The organism is Tsukamurella pulmonis (assembly GCF_900103175.1).
Taxonomy (GTDB): domain Bacteria; phylum Actinomycetota; class Actinomycetes; order Mycobacteriales; family Mycobacteriaceae; genus Tsukamurella; species Tsukamurella pulmonis.
In genome coordinates, this window is record NZ_FNLF01000002.1 from 4350978 (window position 1) to 4369467 (window position 18490).

At 68.9% G+C, this 18490-nt stretch carries 17 protein-coding genes; 8 read left to right on the plus strand and 9 right to left on the minus strand.

Translation table 11 applies throughout. From position 1 onward, the window contains the following. Positions 1-3: 3 nt before the first annotated feature. Positions 4-1155, minus strand: a complete 1152-nt coding sequence (locus BLQ62_RS21505) for an MspA family porin (RefSeq protein ID WP_068564090.1) — start codon at positions 1153-1155, stop codon at positions 4-6. 402 nt (positions 1156-1557) lie between these two features. On the opposite strand from BLQ62_RS21505, the gene BLQ62_RS21510 reads away from it, so the two are divergent. Together BLQ62_RS21510 and BLQ62_RS21515 are read left to right on the plus strand one after the other, a co-directional pair. Next, a complete protein-coding gene (locus tag BLQ62_RS21510; protein ID WP_139184277.1) occupies positions 1558-2019 on the plus strand; it encodes a hypothetical protein in 462 nt (153 codons plus the stop codon). Positions 2020-2347: 328 nt separating this feature from the next. Further along, entirely contained in the window at positions 2348-2896 is a 549-nt protein-coding gene (locus BLQ62_RS21515) for a hypothetical protein (RefSeq protein WP_139184278.1), read from the plus strand. Here BLQ62_RS21515 and BLQ62_RS21520 read toward each other — a convergent pair. Both BLQ62_RS21520 and BLQ62_RS21525 read right to left on the minus strand, forming a co-directional pair. Beyond that, positions 2854-3654 carry a DUF7847 domain-containing protein gene (locus BLQ62_RS21520; protein ID WP_133298493.1) on the minus strand — a complete coding sequence of 267 codons (801 nt, stop codon included), beginning with the start codon at positions 3652-3654 and terminating at the stop codon, positions 2854-2856. The genes BLQ62_RS21515 and BLQ62_RS21520 overlap by 43 nt on opposite strands. An 86-nt stretch (positions 3655-3740) precedes the next feature. Further along, positions 3741-4106: a PLD nuclease N-terminal domain-containing protein gene (locus tag BLQ62_RS21525; RefSeq protein WP_068531071.1), complete on the minus strand. Its 366-nt coding sequence runs from the start codon at positions 4104-4106 to the stop codon at positions 3741-3743. A 77-nt stretch (positions 4107-4183) separates the two neighbouring features. Here BLQ62_RS21525 and BLQ62_RS21530 point away from each other — a divergent pair, with 77 nt between their 5' ends. Together BLQ62_RS21530 and BLQ62_RS21535 are read left to right on the plus strand one after the other, a co-directional pair. Continuing rightward, a complete protein-coding gene (locus BLQ62_RS21530) occupies positions 4184-4507 on the plus strand; it encodes a hypothetical protein (protein WP_068531068.1) in 324 nt (107 codons plus the stop codon). After that, a complete protein-coding gene (locus BLQ62_RS21535) occupies positions 4504-5283 on the plus strand; it encodes an S-methyl-5'-thioadenosine phosphorylase (protein ID WP_068564084.1) in 780 nt (259 codons plus the stop codon). Before BLQ62_RS21530 ends, BLQ62_RS21535 begins: the two co-directional genes overlap by 4 nt. A 3-nt stretch (positions 5284-5286) precedes the next feature. Here BLQ62_RS21535 and BLQ62_RS21540 read toward each other — a convergent pair whose 3' ends face one another. Further along, positions 5287-5778, minus strand: a complete 492-nt coding sequence (locus tag BLQ62_RS21540) for an SRPBCC family protein (protein ID WP_068564083.1) — start codon at positions 5776-5778, stop codon at positions 5287-5289. Positions 5779-5804: 26 nt separating this feature from the next. Then, positions 5805-7190, minus strand: a complete 1386-nt coding sequence (locus BLQ62_RS21545) for an aspartate aminotransferase family protein (protein ID WP_068564081.1) — start codon at positions 7188-7190, stop codon at positions 5805-5807. Between the two features lie 162 nt (positions 7191-7352). On the opposite strand from BLQ62_RS21545, the gene glsA reads away from it, so the two are divergent. Then, complete coding sequence (gene glsA / locus BLQ62_RS21550; protein WP_068564079.1) at positions 7353-8624, plus strand: glutaminase A; 1272 nt, start codon at positions 7353-7355, stop codon at positions 8622-8624. Here the strand turns inward: glsA and BLQ62_RS21555 are convergent. The 3 genes from BLQ62_RS21555 to BLQ62_RS21565 all read right to left on the minus strand — a co-directional run bounded on the left by BLQ62_RS21555 (position 8611) and on the right by BLQ62_RS21565 (position 12784). Continuing rightward, a complete protein-coding gene (locus BLQ62_RS21555; RefSeq protein ID WP_068564078.1) occupies positions 8611-10170 on the minus strand; it encodes a molybdopterin-dependent oxidoreductase in 1560 nt (519 codons plus the stop codon). The genes glsA and BLQ62_RS21555 overlap by 14 nt on opposite strands. 146 nt (positions 10171-10316) lie before the next feature. Continuing rightward, positions 10317-11960 carry a long-chain fatty acid--CoA ligase gene (locus BLQ62_RS21560; RefSeq protein WP_231857523.1) on the minus strand — a complete coding sequence of 548 codons (1644 nt, stop codon included), beginning with the start codon at positions 11958-11960 and terminating at the stop codon, positions 10317-10319. Between the two features lie 53 nt (positions 11961-12013). Then, positions 12014-12784 carry an SDR family oxidoreductase gene (locus BLQ62_RS21565; RefSeq protein WP_068531049.1) on the minus strand — a complete coding sequence of 257 codons (771 nt, stop codon included), beginning with the start codon at positions 12782-12784 and terminating at the stop codon, positions 12014-12016. Positions 12785-12946: 162 nt separating this feature from the next. Between BLQ62_RS21565 and BLQ62_RS21570 the strand changes: the two genes are divergently transcribed. The 3 genes from BLQ62_RS21570 to BLQ62_RS23595 all read left to right on the plus strand — a co-directional run bounded on the left by BLQ62_RS21570 (position 12947) and on the right by BLQ62_RS23595 (position 17385). Further along, positions 12947-14407 (plus strand): alanine/glycine:cation symporter family protein, encoded by a 1461-nt coding sequence (locus BLQ62_RS21570; RefSeq protein WP_068564074.1) that lies wholly within the window; start codon positions 12947-12949, stop codon positions 14405-14407. A 315-nt stretch (positions 14408-14722) separates the two neighbouring features. Then, positions 14723-16600, plus strand: coding sequence for a hypothetical protein (locus BLQ62_RS23945; RefSeq protein ID WP_156483173.1), 1878 nt, complete (start codon positions 14723-14725; stop codon positions 16598-16600). A gap of 11 nt (positions 16601-16611) precedes the next feature. Further along, positions 16612-17385 (plus strand): hypothetical protein, encoded by a 774-nt coding sequence (locus tag BLQ62_RS23595; protein ID WP_139184280.1) that lies wholly within the window; start codon positions 16612-16614, stop codon positions 17383-17385. A 475-nt stretch (positions 17386-17860) separates the two neighbouring features. On the opposite strand, the gene BLQ62_RS21580 is transcribed toward BLQ62_RS23595, so the two are convergent. After that, positions 17861-18412 (minus strand): TetR/AcrR family transcriptional regulator, encoded by a 552-nt coding sequence (locus BLQ62_RS21580; protein WP_068564072.1) that lies wholly within the window; start codon positions 18410-18412, stop codon positions 17861-17863. Between the last annotated feature and the right edge of the window lie 78 nt (positions 18413-18490).

The window sequence follows — 18490 nt, forward strand, 5'->3', positions numbered from 1 at the left end:
CCGCTACGGCTTCGCCGGGGCAGGCGCGGGTGTGGCGGGCTTGCTCGCAGCGGCCGGCCTAGCCGGTGTCGATGCTGGTGCTGGCGACGGCTTCGCCGCCGCGGGCGGCGCTGCGGCAGCGGGCTTGCTCGTGGGCTTGTCCGGTGCCGGCGCGGGCTTGACCGGGGTGTCCTTCTTGGGCGCGGCCATGGCGGTGCCGGCGACCGCGGGCGTCGGTGCGGGCTTGGGGTCTTCCTTGATCTTCGGCGGCGTCTTGGGCGGGTTGTTCGCCGGGCCGGGATTGTCTCGTTCGATGAAAAGCGGCTTGCCGTAGGTGGTGATTGAGGAGTCGCCGAGGTCGGTGGACATCGTGGCGGTGGCGTAGGAGCGGATCTGCGCTCCGCCGAGGCAGGAGTCCATGCTGATCCGGGTTTCCTTGGTCACGACGTACCCGCGTTCACCGGCGAGGGCCTTCTTCGCGATCGGGAAGTCCTTGCTGGTGCCCGGGGCGATGGTGCCCTGGATCGTGCCGGACGTGGTGACCGTGTCACCGAGCGTGCCCGAGATCCCGGGGGTGATGGAGCCGTTGACCGAGCCGTTGCCTTCACCGCCGTTGGAGCCGCCGGAGCCGCCCGCGGTGCCGCCGACGGTGCCGGAAATCGACGGGGTGACAGAGACATTCACCGCATTCGACAGCGTCCCACCGATTTGTAGGGATTGCGGGGTCGCGCTGCAGGCGATCGTCCAGCCGACGACGATCGACGCGCTCTTGACCGGGTACTTCGGCTTGACCTTGGGGTCCTTGAGCTCAATGATGCCTTCGCCGGCGATGGAGTTTATCGCCTCATATGTGTTCAGGGCACGCCCGAGCGGGAGGATCGAGCGCATCGCCTCGCCGTACTTCCAGGCACGGATCACATAGCCTTCGCGGGTCTCCAGGGCGCGGGAGGTGTCGGCGAACAACCCGGTGCGGATCGCACCCGGCGACGGAGCCTTGTCCGGTGCGGGCGGCGCCGCGGCGACGACGCCGCCGGCGAGCGCGACGCCACTGACGACGGTGACTGCGGCCGCGGTGCGCAGGTTCGACTTAATGTCGCGGTCCCGCTGCTTCTGCTCGAGATTGCCACGCCGCGTGGGCTCATTGCGCCGCGGCTGCTTCCGAGAACCGTCGGTCACGATTCCCCCAACCTTCTACGCCCATCGCTAGACGTAATCACATTTGTCACATCAGTCACTTGCGTAACGGAGCTAAACAGGGAACCTCAGCTGTTTGCAACCCGCGGGTACGATCGTTACTGAACTGAAACCAAACGCGCGTACGCGGAACCCCGGCGCCGCGGCGGGTGCCGACACCGGTAGGTACGTCTGCTCCACCGAGCCGACAACACAGGACCACCCCAGCGTTTATGCAGCTCGAGACCTATTCGGAGAGGAGACGCGACGATGGCGCAACCGTCACGCCACGAGGAGGATGACCGCGACAGACGGGGACTTGTGTTCGATGGTGAGCGGCTGCAGTGCGCCGAGTGCGACGGTTGATACCGGCATCTCGCGACGCATGTGTTTCTGGCGCACGGGATGCTCGCGGAGGACTACCGCGCCGAGCACGACCTACCCGCGTCGGTCCCGTTGGTGGTCGGCGATATCTCCGAGACATTCCGCAAAGGTGCTCTTGAGCGCGGTACCGAGCACCTACACGTATGGCGCACACCCGGCACCGCCGAGCACGCGCACGCGGTCGCGAAGATCCGGGAGACCTGGCGGGAGCAGGCAGACCAGCACTGGAGCAAGCGCCTAGCCGAGGTGGGGTGGCGGTCCTGGTTCGATGCGACCGGCTGGGCCGCCGAAGCGGGGGTGGGCTGGCGCGAGATCGGCGAGCGCCTGGGGATCTCGTGGCAGTCCGCCCGCACCGCCGGCCTGCGGGCCGGGGCGCAGCTGCGGCACCGGTTCTGGCGGCTGTTCGAGCTCGCCGAAGCCTACGTCCACGAGCAAGGCAACCTCGACTACCCCGACGGGGAACTCGCTCAGTTCCTCAACTAAGCCCGGCATTACGTCCGCAACAGCGGCCGGCAGAGTGCCGTCGCGGTCGCCCTCGACGCCCTGGACCCGAACTGGCGGCTCACCGCCGCCGAACGGATCACGCAGGCCGTCGCGAGCGGCGAGGTCTTCGAGCACCCCACCGCCCGCCGCCACCGACTGCTCTGGGAAGGCCGACTCACCGCAGCGGGGTGGGGTTCGTGGACCGACGACACCGTGTGGGCCGCCCAACACTACGGCGGCGCCGCTGAGATCGCCGACCGCCTCGGCACCGACGGGCTGCAGGTCACCAAAGCGCTGCGGCACCACTGGAGCGCCCTCACCATGGCCGGTGAGAAACCTCCTACCGAACGGTCCGCTGGAAGCGGTGCTGTGGGCGGTCTGCTCCGCAATCGTCGCGGCGCTGGTCTACTGGACCGCCCGGAAGGCGAGGAACGCGGGCAACGAGATCCTGGCGGTGGCGCTGGTCGGGCTCGGGGCCTGCGCGGTCACACCGCTGGCGTGGAGCCATCACTGGGTGTGGTTCGTGCCCGTCATCGTCGTGCTGTTCTGCCGGAGCCTCTCCGCTTCCGGCGAGGACCGTCGCAGGTGGGGCACGGCGACCGTCGCTGTCTTCGTCGCGGCGTCGATGTGGCTCACGATCCTCATCTACGAGATCGTCAAGGCAATCGGTCAGGAGTACGCGATCGGTTACGTTCCCGCGATGGACGCCGCCGTGGCGCAGATTCCCTCGTGGGCGCGTGTGCTCACCTGCGGGGCGCCCGTGGTGGTCCTCGTGGTGGTGTGTGCGCTGTTGGCAGTACCCGGCCGGAGCATCCCGCCGGATACCGCGCCCGATCAGCCGGCGGCGGGCTCCGCCAGTCGGCTCCGCGCCACCTGATCGGCGTAGAACTGGGCGTTGGTGACGATGAGGAAGGGCATGATGACGATCTGTCCGAGCACCCATCCGATGTTGCCGAACACGAGGCTGGGCAGGCTCTGCATCGCGAGATCCCCCTCGGGGCGCGTGGCCATCGACGCGATGGTGAAGGGCAGGCCCACGATCGAGGCGGCGGTCACCAGGATGACGTACGTGCAGATCACGCGCGCCAGTAGTCGCCAGTAGTCGTGGCGCTGCAGGCTGAGCGCCCGCCAGAGCGCATCGACGGGCCGCAGCCCCTCGATCACCAGCATCGGCCCCGCGATCACGAGCGCGGGCAGGACGGCGAGGACGGCCCCGGCGGCGAGCACGAGCAGCACCGTCGTGGTCACGCGCGCGGTCTCGGGCCCGGTGCGCACCGCCAGCGCGATCGCCGCGGCGCCGGCGATGAGGATCGGCGCTAGGACGACGACCACGTCGAGGGCACCCAGGCCGAGCGCGGCGACGAAGCGGGGGCGCGCCCGCGCCCACGCGGAGCGCAGCGAGGTCCGCTCCCCGGCGAGGTACCGGTACGCGGCCACGGACCCGATCGCCGTGGCCCCGACGCTGACCATCATCCACACGAGCGTCACCAGCATGGTGCCCGCGGGATAGAAGCCGAGGGTCACCAGCACCTGCCGGACGTCACGATCGGCGCCCGGCGTCCACCGCGCCTCGTGGACCAGCGGCATCCTGGCCAGCACACCCAGCGCCGCGATGATCGTGAGGGAGATCGCCACGATCCCGACGGTCGGCCAGGGGCTGTGCCGCAGCACCGCGAGGGAGGTCCGGTATATGTCGGCCAACCCGCGCGGTGGCCTCGCGTTCAGTCTTTGTCCTCGGGGTTCTCGGCGTGGTTGCGGGCGTCCCTCTCCTTCGCCCGGCGCCGCTGCTGCTCGGCGCGCTCACGGCACTGCCGCAGGAACTCGTCGTCGTCGTCCGGGTACTGGGCGATGTGCCGGCCCGGGCGCTCGTACTCGGGGAACCCCGTCGTCCTCGACGGTCCGCTCGCAGGCGCACCGACGGGCCGCCCGAGCAGGAACCAGATCAGGGAGCCGGCCAGCGGGATGAGGATGACGATGATCAGCCAGCCGCCCTTGGGCAGGTGGCGAACCCGGAACTCGTCCGCGACGATCACGTCGATGAGCGCCGCCACCCACAGCAGCATCACGATCGCACCGAAGTACGGCATGTTGAACCCCCACCCTAAGGAAAACGGATAAGTGATGCTACCGCGAACCTCGTCGCGGACCGACATATTGTGGCACCGTGAGTGACCTCAGTTGGCCGGCGACCCGTCTCCTCAAGATCGGACGGCGCTCCGCCGCCGTCCGCGGACACCTCGAACTGACCGAGACGCACCTGCGGTTCCGGCCGGCGGGGATCGCCTCGAAGGTGGACGGCACCCCGTTCTCGGTCCAGCTCAAGCACATCGCCGGGGCCGGCATCGTCGAGGAGACCGTCGGCCTGCTCAAGCGCACCAAGCAGCGACTGTGCGTCACCCTCGGCGACGGTTCCGAGCAGTACTTCGACACCGGCCGGCCCGACGAGGTCGCCGAGGTCGTCCGCACCCGGATCGGGGGCCGCGCATGATCGGCGTCATCGGCGGGACCGGCCTGTACCGCTTCCTGGCCGACGGGGCCGAACAGCGCACCGTCGACACCCCGTACGGTCGGCCGAGCGCGCCGATCGCGGTGGGCGAGGTCGCCGGGCGCGAGGTGGCCTTCCTCCCCCGGCACGGCGCGGGCCACGAGTTCTCCCCGCACACCGTGCCGTACCGGGCGAACCTGTGGGCGCTGCGCAGCCTCGGGGTGCGCAAAGTGCTCGCGCCGTGCGCGGTCGGGAGCCTGGCCCCCGCCGCAGGGCCGGGCACCATCGCGATCCCGGAGCAGCTGGTCGACCGCACGTTCTCCCGCGCGTCCACCTACTTCGACGGTGGCGGTGTGCACGTGAGCTTCGCCGATCCGTACTGTCCGTCGCTGCGGGCCGCGGCGGCGCCGCACGCCGACCGCACGGCGTCGACGATGGTCGTCATCGAGGGACCGCGCTTCTCCACCCGCGCCGAGAGCCGCTGGTACGCGGCACAGGGCTGGGACCTGGTGAACATGACCGGCCTGCCCGAGGCGACGCTGGCCCGCGAACTCAAGCTCTGCTACGCCTCGATCGCGCTGGTCACCGACCTGGACGCGGGCATCGAGGCCGGCGAGGGCGTGCGCACCGAGGACGTGCTCGCCGAGTTCCGCCGCAACCTGCCGCGACTGACCGACGTGCTGACGAAGACCATCGCCGCGACCGATCCCGCCGCGCCGTGCGACTGCGCCGCGGGCGATCACGACCTCCCGGCGGGGCTGGATCCGGTCGGGATCTAGCGGCTACGCCGAGCCGAGGTAGCGCTCGGTGTCGCGCTGGAGCCACTTGACGATCAGGCCCACCGGGAATCCGCTGAGCCCGATCACGCGGTCGCCGCCGATCGGCTCGATCAGCAGCGTCCACGTGAACACCGAACCGCCGTCGGGGTGCGCCTCGACGCGGTACTTCTCCGCGAGCCGCGCCAGGCCGGGGGCGGTGGCGGACTGCACGTAGAAGGCCTTCTCGCACAGCGTCTCCGACTCCTCCCAGGAGTAGAAGAGCTCGTCGGCGCTGATCCCGGGGCCGAGGTGCACCCGGCGGGTGGAACCCGCGGCGAAGGGCCGCGGGCTCGTCCACTCGATCTTGCGGATCCCCTTGCACCAGTGCAGGGGACGGTCCGAGGTCAGCTCACCCCACACCCAGTCGACGGGGCGCGCCGAGCGCACCGCGAACTCGTAGACGCCGGGGCGCCCGGCCTGCAGTTCGGCCGGATGGACGGGCTTGAGAGCGGGCATGTCGGGCTCCTGGGTGTCGAACGGGGTCAGACGGTGTGCGCGTCCGCGACGTTCAGCGCCTCGTCGATGATGCTCAGGCCCTCGCGGGCCTCCTCGGCGGAGACGTTGCACGGCGGCACGACGTGGATGCGGTTGTAGTTGGCGAAGGGCAGCAGGCCGCCCTTCTTCAGCGCCGCGACGGTCTCGTTCATCGCGGGGCTGCTGCCACCGTACGGTGCCAGCGGCTCGCGGGTCTGCTTGTCGCGCACCAGCTCGATGGCGAAGAAGACGCCCTCGCCGCGCACGTCGCCGACCGACGGGTGCTTCGCCTTGAACTCCCCGAGCGTGGGCCGGATGATCTCGTTCCCGATCGCCGCGGCGTTCTCGACCATGCCCTCCTCGGCCATGGCGTTGATCGTCGCGACCGCGGACGCGGTGGCGAGCGGGTGGCCCGAGTAGGTGAGGCCGCCCGGGTAGGGCTTGTCGGCGAAGGTCGCGGCGATCTCGGCACCGATGGCGACGCCGCCGAGCGGCACGTAGCCGCTGTTGACGCCCTTGGCGAAGGTCATCAGGTCCGGCACGACGGGGCCCGCGGCGGTGGTGGCGTGCTCGATGGCGAACCACTTGCCGGTGCGGCCGAAGCCGGCCATGACCTCGTCGGCGATCATGACGATCCCGTACTTCGTGCACAGCTCGCGGACGCCGGCCATGTACCCGGGCGGCGGGACCATGATGCCGGGGGTGCCGGGGATCGACTCGAGGATGATCGCGGCGATGGTGTTCGGGCCCTCGAGCACGATGGTGCGCTCCAGGTGCTCGAGCGCGCGCTGGCTCTCCTGCTCCTCGGTCTCGGCGTAGAAGGAGCTGCGGTAGAGGAACGGACCGTCGAAGTGGGCGACGGACTCGCCGCCGAAGTCGCTCGCGAAGCGGCGGGTGTCGCCGGTGACGTTGATCGCCAGCTCGGTGCCGCCGTGGTAGCTGCGGTAGCGGCTGAGCACCTTGCGGCGGCCGGTGTGCACGCGGGCCATGCGGATGGCGTGCTCCACGGCGTCGGCGCCGCCGTTGGTGAAGAAGACCTTGTCGAGATCGCCCGGGGTGCGCTCGGCGATGAGCCGCGCTGCCTCGCTGCGGGATTCGTTGACGTGCTGCGGCGCGATGGTGCAGATCCGCGCGGCCTGCTCGGCGATCGCGGCGACGACCTTCGGGTGCTGGTGGCCGATGTTGGTGTTGACCATCTGCGAGCTGAAGTCGAGGAGCTTGCGCCCCTCGCCGTCCCAGACGTACGAGCCCTCGGAGGCGAGGATCGTCATCGGGGTGATCTGCGCCTGCGCCGACCACGAGTGGAAGACATGGGCGCGGTCGAGCTCGTAGGCGCGGGTACCGGCGGCGATCGCGTCGTCGATGCTCCGGCCGTCGGGCAGCGTGTTCGTCATAGCTGTACTCCAAGAAAAATTGTCTGCGGCAATGCCGGCTGGCGATATCCGCTGGTATGCGCTGCTCACCTGGTCACGTCACGGTGCCTGCCACGATACTCGCCCCGTCGCGCCCGATTCCGGCGGCCGACGCCCGGGCCGGGAAGCGGATAACTTGGCGGTATGAGTGGGACGAGCACGCAGCGCCAGCCCGGCGGACTCACCGGGTTCACCGACAACCCCGTCAACGCGGCGATGGCCCGCGTACTCGACGACGTGTGCCGCGAGGAGCACCCCGGCACCGTCGCCGATTACATCCCGCAGCTCGCGACGGCGGACCCGGAGGCCTTCGGCGTCGCCGCCGTCTCGGTGCACGGGCATTCCTACGGCGCGGGCGACTACCGCACGCCGTTCACCATCCAGTCGATGAGCAAGCCCTTCGTCTACGCGCTCGCGCTCGAGGCGCTGGGCGTCGAGGCGGTGTGCGAGCGGATCGGCGTCGAGCCGAGCGGCGAGGCCTTCAACGGCATCAGCTTCGACCCGTCGGGCCGGCCGGAGAATCCGCTGATCAACGCGGGCGCGATCGTCTCGACCTCTCTGATCCCCGGGGCCGACGGTGCCGCCCGCTTCGCCGCGATCCGGGACGGGCTCTCACGGTTCGCGGGGCGCGAGCTGGAGCTCGACGAGGCGGTGTACCTCTCGGAGGCGCAGACCGGCTTCCGCAATCTCGCCCTGGCGGCGCTCGCCCGCTCCACCGGCTCGCTGCAGGTCCCGGTCGACGACGCCCTCGACCCGTACTTCCGGCAGTGCTCGCTGCTCGTGGACGCGCACGACGTGGCGGTGATGGGCGGCACGCTCGCCCACGGCGGCGTCAACCCCGTCACCGGCGAGCGTGTGGTCAGCGCCGCCGTCGCGCAGCACACGCTGTCAGTGATGACGGGGTGCGGCATGTACGACCGGTCGGGGGCCTGGATGGTGTCCGTGGGGATCCCCGCGAAGTCGGGCGTCGGCGGCGGCATCGTCGCGGCGACGCCGGGCGAGTACGGGATCTGCGTCTTCAGCCCGCCGCTCGACGAGGCCGGCAACTCCAGTCGCGGCGTCGCGGTCCTGCAGCGCATGAGCAAGGAGTTCGGCCTGCACATCCTGAACCGGACGATGACGCCGGTGAGCGCACTGGCCGGCGTGAGCACCGACCCGTCGACCGGCCGGACCGTGCTCCGCCTGCGCGGCGAGGTGGACTTCGTGGCCGTCGAGGAGGTCGTGCACGAGGCTCTGAGCCTCGGGCGCGCGCAGGCCGGCAGCACCATCGTGCTCGACCTCACCGACGTCACGCGGATGTCGACGGTGGCGGCCTACCTGCTCAACCAGCTCGCGGCCGACACCGGCTACGGCGTGCGCGTGGTGGTGCAGGATCCGTCGCACCTGTGCGCGACGACGACCGTCAGCGCGCCGTGACCGAGACGCGGTGCCAGCCCGTGGCACCGTCGGGCGCGGGCGGCGCGGGCTCGTCCGTCTGCACCCGCCCGGCGGCGTCGGTGGCCCGCACCTCGAGGGTGTGATCGCCACCGGCCAGCGGTAGGGACACGTGCCACTGCCGCCAGGTGTCGGGGCCGACGGTGTCGGCGAGCTCGGCGCGCACCCACTCCCCCGCGTCGGCGCGGACCTCGACCTTGCCGATCCCGGTGTGCTGGGCCCAGGCGACGCCGGCGACCGTCACGTCGCCCGCGGCGACGGACCGCCGCGGCACGTCGATGCGGGACTGCACCTTGATCGGGCCGCGCGCGGACCATCCCCGCGGCGTCCAGTACCCCTGGTCGGCGGCGAAGGTGGTGACCTTGAGCGAGGTCACCCACTTCGTGGCCGAGACGTAGCCGTAGAGGCCGGGGACCACGAGGCGGGCGGGGAAACCGTGGATCACGGGGAGCGGTTCGCCGTTCATCCCGACCGCGAGCAGGCAGGGCCGGGCGGGATCGCGCAGCACCGACAGCGGTGTGCCCGCGGTGAATCCGTCGTGGCTGCGGGAGAGCACCATGTCGGCGTCGGGGTGCGGCCCGGCGCGATCGAGCAGCGCGCTGATCCGATGGCCGAGCCATCGGGCGTTGCCGATGAGATCGCCGCCCACCTCGTTGCTCACGCACGCGAGCGTGACGTAGTGCTCCTCCAGCGGCAGCGCCAGCAGCTCGTCCCAGGTGAGGGTGAACGGCCGCTCCACCATGCCGCTCACCTCCAGCGACCAGGAGGCGGGATCGATCTGGGGCACCCGCAGCGCCGTATCGATCCGGTAGAAATCCATTGTGGGCGTGAGGTAGGGGGTGATCCCGTCGATCGCTTGATCGGCCCCCGACGGGATCGGTGGTGCGACGGTGCGCGGGGCCGGCAGGCGCAGCGTCTCGCGCGCCGCCCGCACCGCCGTGGAGCCCGCCGAGAGCAGGCGCGCCGCCACGAGGGCCACGACGGTGCCGCCCGCGGCCGCCCCGGTGACGAGGAGGAAGCCCCGCCGGTCCATGGTGGCAGCGCCGTCCTCCGACTCCGACTCGGGGACGAGGCGCCGGATCGCACTGCGCAGCAGCAGAACCGCCACGGCGACGCCCACCCCGCTCGGTACCGCCCAGAGCACCGTCGCGTCGGGGCGCAGCACCGCGAGCACCGCGCCGATCGCACCGACGACGCCGATCACGACCGCGCCCCACGGCGGGCGGCGCAACTCGAGCACGCCGGCGAGCGCCGCACCGACGGCGATCACCACCGCCATCGTGGTGAGCAGGACCGCCTTGTCCGCGGTACCGAAGGTCTCGACCGCGAAGTCCTTGAGCCACCGCGGCGCAGCGTCGATGACGGCCGCCCCGCCCGCGAACAGCGTGCTGGCGCCGGGGGCGATGATCGCCGCGACCAGCTCCGCCGCCGCCAGGCCCGCCGCGCCCGCGACGACACCGGCCAGCGCCGCCGCCCATCCCGTTCGCCGTGCGGTCGGGGTCTCGGTCTCCTCGGACACGTCGGTCATGGGTCCAGCGTGGCACGCGATTCCCCCGTCCGGGCCGATCGCGCGGACAGCTCACCGATTCGTAAGAACTCGCCGCGCCGCCGCGAACGACGAGGGCCGCCGCAGCCTTCCGGCTGCGACGGCCCTCGTCGACTCGAGCGCGCGGGTCAGCCGCGCGACTCGACCACGGTGTAGGTGCCGTCGGCGTACTCGGCGCGGATGAGCTTCTTGTCGAACTTGCCGACCGAGGTCTTGGGCACCTCGGCGACGAAGGCCCAGCGCTCGGGGATCTGCCACTTGGGCAGCAGGTCCGCCAGGAAGGCGCGCTGCTTCTCGGCGTCCGCGTCGGCGGCGTCCTTGACCACGGCGAGCACGAAGGGACGCTCGTCCCACTTCTCATCGGGCACGGCCACGACGGCCGCCTCGGCGATGGTGGGGTTGCTCATGACCGTGTTCTCCAGCTCGACGGAGCTGATCCACTCGCCGCCGGTCTTGATCATGTCCTTGGTGCGGTCGCGGATGGTCATGAAGCCGTCCGGGCTGATCGAGGCCACGTCGCCGGTGCGGAGCCAGCCGTCGTGGAACTTGGACTCGTCGGAGACGTTGCCCTCGGGCGAGTAGTAGGCGCCCGTGATCCAGGGGCCGCGCACCTCGAGCTCACCGGAAGCCTCACCGTCCCAGGGCTGCTCGTTGCCCTCGTCGTCGATGAGGCGGGCCTGGACCGACGCGGGGAAGCGGCCCTGCGTGACGCGGTAGGCGAACTCCTCGGTCTCGTCCTCGATGCCGAAGGGCGGGCGCGAGACGGAGCCGAGCGGGCTGGTCTCCGTCATGCCCCAGGCGTGCACGATGCGGGTGCCGAGCTTGTCGAAGGTGCGGATCATCGACGGGGGCACGGCCGCGCCGCCGACGACGACCTCGCGCAGGTGCGAGATGTCCTGCGGCTTCGCGGCGAGCTGCGCGGCGACGCCGGCCCAGATGGTGGGCACGGCGGCGGCGAACGTGGCCTTCGTGGCGTCCAGGATCTGCAGCAGCGGCTCGGGCTGCAGGAAGCGGTCGGGCATGATCAGCGTGATGCCGCCCATCATCGCGGCGTAGGGCAGGCCCCAGCTCATCACGTGGAACATCGGCACGATGGCGAGCACCGAATCGGCGTTGCCGAGCGCCATTCCGGAGCTCGAGTTCACCTGCATCGAGTGCAGCCAGATGCTGCGGTGGCTGTAGACGACGCCCTTGGGATCGCCCGTGGTGCCGGAGGTGTAGCACATCACGGCCGCGTCGCGCTCCGCGATCTCCGGCCACGCGAAGGTGGTGGGCTCGCCGGCGATCAGCTCGTCGAAGGAGTGCACCGTGATGCCCTCGGGCGCCTCGAGCGCCTCCTTCGGGCCGTTGGCGACGATGACGTGCTGCACGTTCGGGGTGGCGGCCAGGTACTTGCCGAGCAGCGGCGCGACGGTGGCGTCGACGAGGATCACCTTGTCGTCGGCCTGGTTGATGATGAACACGGCCTGCTCGGGAGACAGGCGCAGGTTGAGCGTGTGGAGCACGGCGCCCATGGCGGGCACGCCGGCGTAGGCCACCTGGTGCTCGTTGTTGTTCCACATGAAGGTCGCCACGCGGTCGCCGCGCTGCACGCCCAGCTTGGTGAGCGCGTGGGCGAGCTGGGATGCCTTGTCGCCGACCTCGGCGAAGGAGAGATCGCGCAGGCCCTCACCGGTCCAGGTGGTGATCTTGGCCTCGGGGAAGACGCGGCGGCTGTACTCGACCAGGCGGGCGATCGTCAGCTCGCCGTCCTGCATGGTGGTCGCAATCACGGTGGTGGAGACTCCTTCTCGGATTCCTCGGATGGGAAATGCAGCGGGCTGTACTACTGGCTCGTGATCTGGTTGATCAGGCGCACAACCGACCTGGGGGCGAACTTACTCGAATTGGACAGCAGCGTGGTCAGGGTTCCGACGGAATAGTGGACTCGCGGCAGGAAGGGCACCCGGATCGAGGGATGCACCGAGTTCCACACCTGATCCGCGACCTCTTCGGGCGTGATGTTCACGCCGAGCGTCTTAGTGCTCTTGGCGTCGGTCTCCGCCAGCGCCGTCTTGGCCCACAGCGGCCAGATCGCGACCACACGGATGCCGTGCTTCTCCCACTCCAGCTCCAGCGCCTCGGTGAAGCCGGCGACGTAGAACTTGGCGGCGCTGTAGGTGGCGATGCCGGGCTGGCCGTAGATCGCCGAGGCCGAGCTGATGTTCACCAGGTGCGCGTCCTTGACGCCCGTGAGGTACGGCAGCGCCGCCTTGGCGCCGTAGGTGACGCCGAGGGCGTCGATGTCGATCTGCAGCTTGATCTGCTCGGGCGTGATCTCGTCGAGGTCGCCGCTGAAGAGCACGCCCGCGTTGTTGTCGAGCACCGTCAGCGTGCCGCCGGTGTGGGTGGCGAAATCGGCGAGCGCGGCCTCCCACTGGCCGTAGTCCGTCACGTCGAGCGTGCCGGTGACGATCGCGGGATGCTCCGCCTTCAACTCCTCCAGCGCGGCGGCGTTGACGTCGTAGACGCCCACCGTCCACCCCTCGGAGAGGAAACGCAGGGCCGTGGCCCGGCCGATGCCCGCAGCACCGCCGGAGATGAAGATCGAAGGCATGCCGTCCAACCTACCCGCTGGTCAGGCCGGGGTAAAGAGCCTACTGAACAGCACTCAATTAGCGCTGCGTACCGGCTCTGGGCGTCGACTCCGGCGGTACGACGGTGCAGCTCGGCCCGGCATGAAATCATCAGGGCACCCCACGCTTCACGAGAGGAACGAATGACCTCGGTCTTCGAGCACGTCGATACCGTCATCGGCTGGCTCAGCACGAACCTGTACAACGTGCTGATCCCGCTGCTGCTGGGTGTCGGCACGTACATGACGATCCGCACCCGGTTCGTCCAGGTCCGACTGCTGCCCAGCATGTTCCGCGCGGTCGGCTCGTCGCGCTCGGACGCCGACGGCGGCATCTCCTCGTTCCAGGCCTTCTGCGTGGGCCTCGCCTCCCGCGTGGGCACGGGCAACATCGCGGGCGTGAGCGTCGCGCTCGTGCTCGGCGGTCCGGGAGCGGTGTTCTGGATGTGGGTCGTCGCGCTCGTCGGCATGGCCACCGCGTTCGTCGAGGCGACGCTGGCGCAGATGTTCAAGGTGCGCAACGCGGACGGCAGCTTCCGTGGCGGTCCGGCATACTACATCCAGCGCGGGCTCGGCTCCCGCCGCTGGGGCATGGTCTTCGCCGTCCTCCTGATCTTCGCCTTCGGTTTCGCCTTCAACATGGTGCAGGCCAACACGATCGGCGGCTCGCTCTCCTCCACGTTCCATCTCGATACCGCGTGGGTCGCCGTGGGGCTCATGGTGATCACCGCGCCGATCCTCTACGGCGGCGTGCGCCGCATCGCGAAGGTGGCCGAGGTCATCCTCCCCGTGATGGCACTGATCTACGTGGCCCTGGCCGTCGTCATCATCGCCCTGAACATCACGGCCTTCCCCGAGGTGATCCGGCAGATCGTCGCCGGCGCCTTCGGGCTCGACGAGGCGCTGGCCGGCACCGCCGGCGGCATCCTGGCCGCCCTGCTCAACGGCGTCAAACGCGGCCTGTTCTCCAACGAGGCCGGCATGGGCAGCGCGCCCAACACGGCGGCCACCGCCACCGTCTCGCACCCCGCGAAGCAGGGCCTGATCCAGTCGCTCGGCGTCTTCGTCGACACCATCATCGTGTGCACCGCGACCGCCTTCATCGTGCTCGTCTCCGGCATCTACACGCCGGGCACGGAGCCGGAGTCCGGCGGCGCCGTGCTCACGCAGGACTCCGTCGCCGCGGTGCTCGGCGGCTGGACGACGGTGCCGATGGCGCTGCTGATCTTCGTCTTCGCCTACTCCTCGATCATCGGCAACTACTCCTACGCCGAGATCAACCTCAACTTCCTCGGGCTCGAGGGACAGCGGCTGCGCATCCTGCAGACCCTCGTGCTCGCCGCCGTCGGCGTGGGCACCCTGGCCGAGCTCGACACCGTCTGGATGCTCGCCGACGTGGCGATGGCGTTCATGGCGATGGTCAACCTGGTCGCCATCGCCCTGCTCGGCAAGTGGGCCTTCGGCGCCCTGCGCGACTACGACGCGATGACCAAGCGCGGTGTCGATGACAGGTTCGTCGGGCGCGGGAACCCCAACCTCCCCGGCGACCTCCCGGGCGACGTCTGGGACCCCGTCGACGGGGCCGCGCCCGCGACCACGCGCTGACACACGCCTGACGCTCGGCGGCACCTCGCGGCTTCCGGTCATATGAGGATCGACTCGTTTGTGACCGATAAATGCCGTTTTGTCCGTATATAGCGCCCTGCTGAATACGGACACCACGTACAGACCTACCCACTATATTATTCACTTCTACCCCACTTCACCTGCACGAACACTCTCTCGCCGCGCCCGGCTGGTTGCACACACGCCCGCGGGACACAAGGGTTTGGTGCAATCGCCCGGTTCACGGGCACCCATCCCCTCTTTCCGTCCCTCGTCGCAGGGTTCGGTGCTGTGTGGAAGTGAGTTGATGTTCTGATGGCAGCCACAGCGCATGCGCGAGGCAATCCCGTCCCGACGCCGGGCGACGATCCCTCTCGTGCCGCCACCGCCCCCGACGGTTCGCTTGTGCAGCTGCGGCTGCAGGGTGCGTTCCTGACGGTGATCGGGTTGGCCGGAATGTTCGGTGGGGTGATGTTCTCCATCGAGGCACCCCGGTTCACCCCGGTGCCCGTGGTGTTCCTGACCTTCTGGCTGATCATGGTGATCGTCGGCCGGATCTTCTTCACCGGGCTGAGCAAGCTCCGCTCCGCCGGTGTCAGCGCGCCCGCACCGGAGCAGGTGCGCGCGGCCGCCGCCGTGGCCGGGATCGTGGTGGCGGTCGGAATGATGGGCTTCGCCGCGACCGGCCCCGGCGCGGGTGTCGCGTCGGCGGCGCCGTGCCCCGGTGGTGGGCCGGCGACCTGTGGCCCCGGTCCCGGCCCGGAGCTGACGATCACCCCGCCCGCGCAGCAGACCACCGCCCCCGGTGGGCAGCAGGGTAACCAGGGCAGCGGTCAGGACAACAACGGCATCGCCACCTCACCCGCCGGCAGCGGCGGCAACGACGGCGGGAACATCCAGGCCCAGACCCCGGACTTCGGCGCCCCCGGACAGCAGGCCCCGAACATCCCCGGCAACCCCACCGGCCAGGCCCAGCAACCCGCACAGAGCCCGCAGACCGGCCAGCAGAACCCGGTACGCACGACCGCCCCCGGACGACCGACCCCGACCGGCCAGCCCACCCGATCCGGGCAGCCCACCTCGGGACAGCCGACAGTGACGGTCACCCAAACCCAGTCAGAGTGCCCTGCACCCGGTGTAGCAGGCGCTCCCGGAGCGGGTGGCCCCGGTGGCGGTGTACCTGGCGGTGACGACGGCACAACGGGCGGTCCGGACGGCGACGGCAAGGACGAGGGCGGAGCGCCCTCCTGGGCCTACCTCGTCGCCGAAGCCGCCGGAGTAATAGCAGGACGTCGCCGCAACACCGGCGGCAGCGCGGCACCCGCGGAAGGCACTGTTCGAGAGGCAACGGACCGCGTCGGCGGCAGGGCAGCGCCTGAGGGGAATACCGCTAGAGAAACCACAGATCGTGTCAGCACTGGCTCAGGACAGGCTGTGACGCAAACTCCGAACTCTGAATCTCAAGGTGGCAGCGACCAGGGATCAGCCACCTCTCAGGGGGTCACCCTTGCGTCGGCGGATTCGCCACTAGCCTCAGGTTCTTCTGAACCGGGCACCGCCCAGGAGATACTGGAAATGACCGGCGAAAACATCGGCCTAACCGGCGACCCGCTCGCGATTGCGAATTCAACAGCAACAGGGGCAGGGAACGGTGCCAAAACGCTAGCCCCAGCGGCCCAGCGAGCGGCCTCGGATGCAGCTTCGAAGGCGACTGCTGCGTCCGAGCGCGCGGCAAGCAAGCCCTGGTACAACCCGACGAAGGTCGCCGACAAGGCGAGTTCCGCCGTGAACTCTGCCAAGTCAAGCGTGCTGGGCAAGGCGGGGAGCGCACTCGGGGCAGTTGCGAAGCGGGCGCCCGGCATGAGTCAAGCAATTACGGTGGTCCAGGTTGCTAACGACATCACTAACAAGGATGTTGCGCCCGACAAGGCCATAGTCAAGGGGGGAGCGAGTCTAGCGGGAGCGGGAGCGGGAGCCTGGGCTGGCGCCAAGGCCGGGGCCGCAATCGGAACGTTCATTCCAATCCCCGGCGGCACCCTGGTCGGTGGGGCAGTGGGCGCGATAGCCGGTGGCGTCATCGGCTCCGGTGCGACGACAGCCATCGTCGATAAGACGTATGATGGTGCCAAAGCACTCGCCGGCAAGGCAGCCAGCGGAATCGGTAAAGCGGCGTCCAAACTTAAGTTCTGGTGAGACCACTAGCGATGAATTACCTCCAGCCTCAATGGCCACCCGAGTGGGGAAAGCGCAGCGGCATTCTGCTTACCAGGGCTGTTTGTGGCTTAATCGCCGCCTTGTGCGTACTAGTAGCCTTTTACTACCTTAGATCAAACAACCCGTTCAGCGAACTCGGCAGATCCATGCTCACAGTCGGTCTACTTGCATGTGCGGCGATCATGACGCTAGGGGCAAGTCTTGCACTTGACGTACGGAAGCGACGACCCGCCAGGCTAGTTGAGACGGAGTCGGTCGAGACGAAGCCCATTCGCCTTAAGTCGAGCACATTCTACTCCAAGGTGCTGCCCGGGGGATTCTTCTTCAGTGGATCGATCGCTGGGTTGGGTGCAGTTATCCGTGAACTCCAAACGGAGCGACCACGGCTAATATCCATTATCCTATGGGGCGGCCTACTCGCGGCGGGGGTCATTGGCCTAACCCTTGCGGTCATAGCAAAGAAGCAAGACATACTCATCAGTATCGACGGGATCACGATCGGGTCCGAATTCATTCGCTGGGACGAATCGCCTACCATCGTGCCGGCAGTGGTCAACATGCATCGCGCGATCCAGGTTATTGCAGGGTCGGAAGCCGACCACAAAACTGCACAGGTGTTCCCAGTACGATACGGCCTGGACTCGCTAGCACTCCTCTCTACACTGAACCTTCTAGCCTCCAATCCCGATTTCCGCGCCAGATTCCTGGAGTCTAGAAAGTTTGCAGGCGAATCGCTCAGCAGACGTCCATTGAACAACCACTAAACCTGTGAGGTAGGTGCAAGAAGTGGGAAACGATAAGCGTCAGACACCTCGACCCGAGAACCGGGTCCGAACTCGTTTAGCGCGCTGGTACGCGTTAATGCTGCTCCTGGGCGTGCTATGCCTAGCGACAATCGCCGCATTTCCGTTGTACATCATTCCAATCACAAATGACATCCCCCTTGCGGTGGTTCTGACCGTCATGTTTTTCATTGCTTTAAACGGAGTAAAATGGGTTAATACGAGCCTTGGATGGTTTCACTCGAACCGAGAGCGCCACGAGTCGACCTAAGGGTTCCCAAACGAGAGTTACGAGCAAATCGGACACTGAGCTCGAGGAAGCCCATTAACAATTCTCATCGTTGACGAGACACCAGAGGCTGACCTGTTCACCCAGGTCGTGGGTGTAACACGACCGTGTCCGCAACAACGTCGCCCTTTCACCCGCCACGCGACATGACAGCAGATCGCCGTCGTTTCAGTCGACCCCGTCGACCATGCGGGCGACGACGGCGAGAAGACCGGCCATCTGCTCGTCGGTGGCGCGATGGAGGCCGCCGCTGAGGGCGGCGTTGTAGTAGAGGCCGTCGCCCACGAGGAGGATCGCGCGGGCGGTGGCCTCGTCGGGCACCTGCTCCTGCACCGTCGCCAGGAAGCGGTCCTGCATCGACCGGATCGCGCGCTCGGCGCGGTCGTCGGCCCCCTGGCTCAGCCGCAGCACCGCCACGATCGCGCGGTCGAGCGGGGAATCGTCGTAGTTCGACGTGCGCACGTAGTACTCCACAGCCCCCTCGGGCGCGGCTGCCATGAGCTCGACGTCCTCGGCCACCAGCTCGTCCAGCCAGTCGCACAGCCCCTCGACCAGGGCATTCTTCGAACCGAAGTGGTACAGCAGCCCGCCCTTGCTGACGCCGGCCTCGGCGGCGACGGCCTCGAGGGTCGCGGCGCGTTCGCCGTGCTCGATAAGGATCGTCACGAACGCGTCGAGCAGTTTGGCGCGGGCGGCGGGAGGGGGCGGCACACCTCGCATCGTAGGGGTGATCAGCGCGAAGGGTGATCCCGGTCTCTCGTTTCTGTACCGTCCAGATGGTACAGTAACGATGTCCTC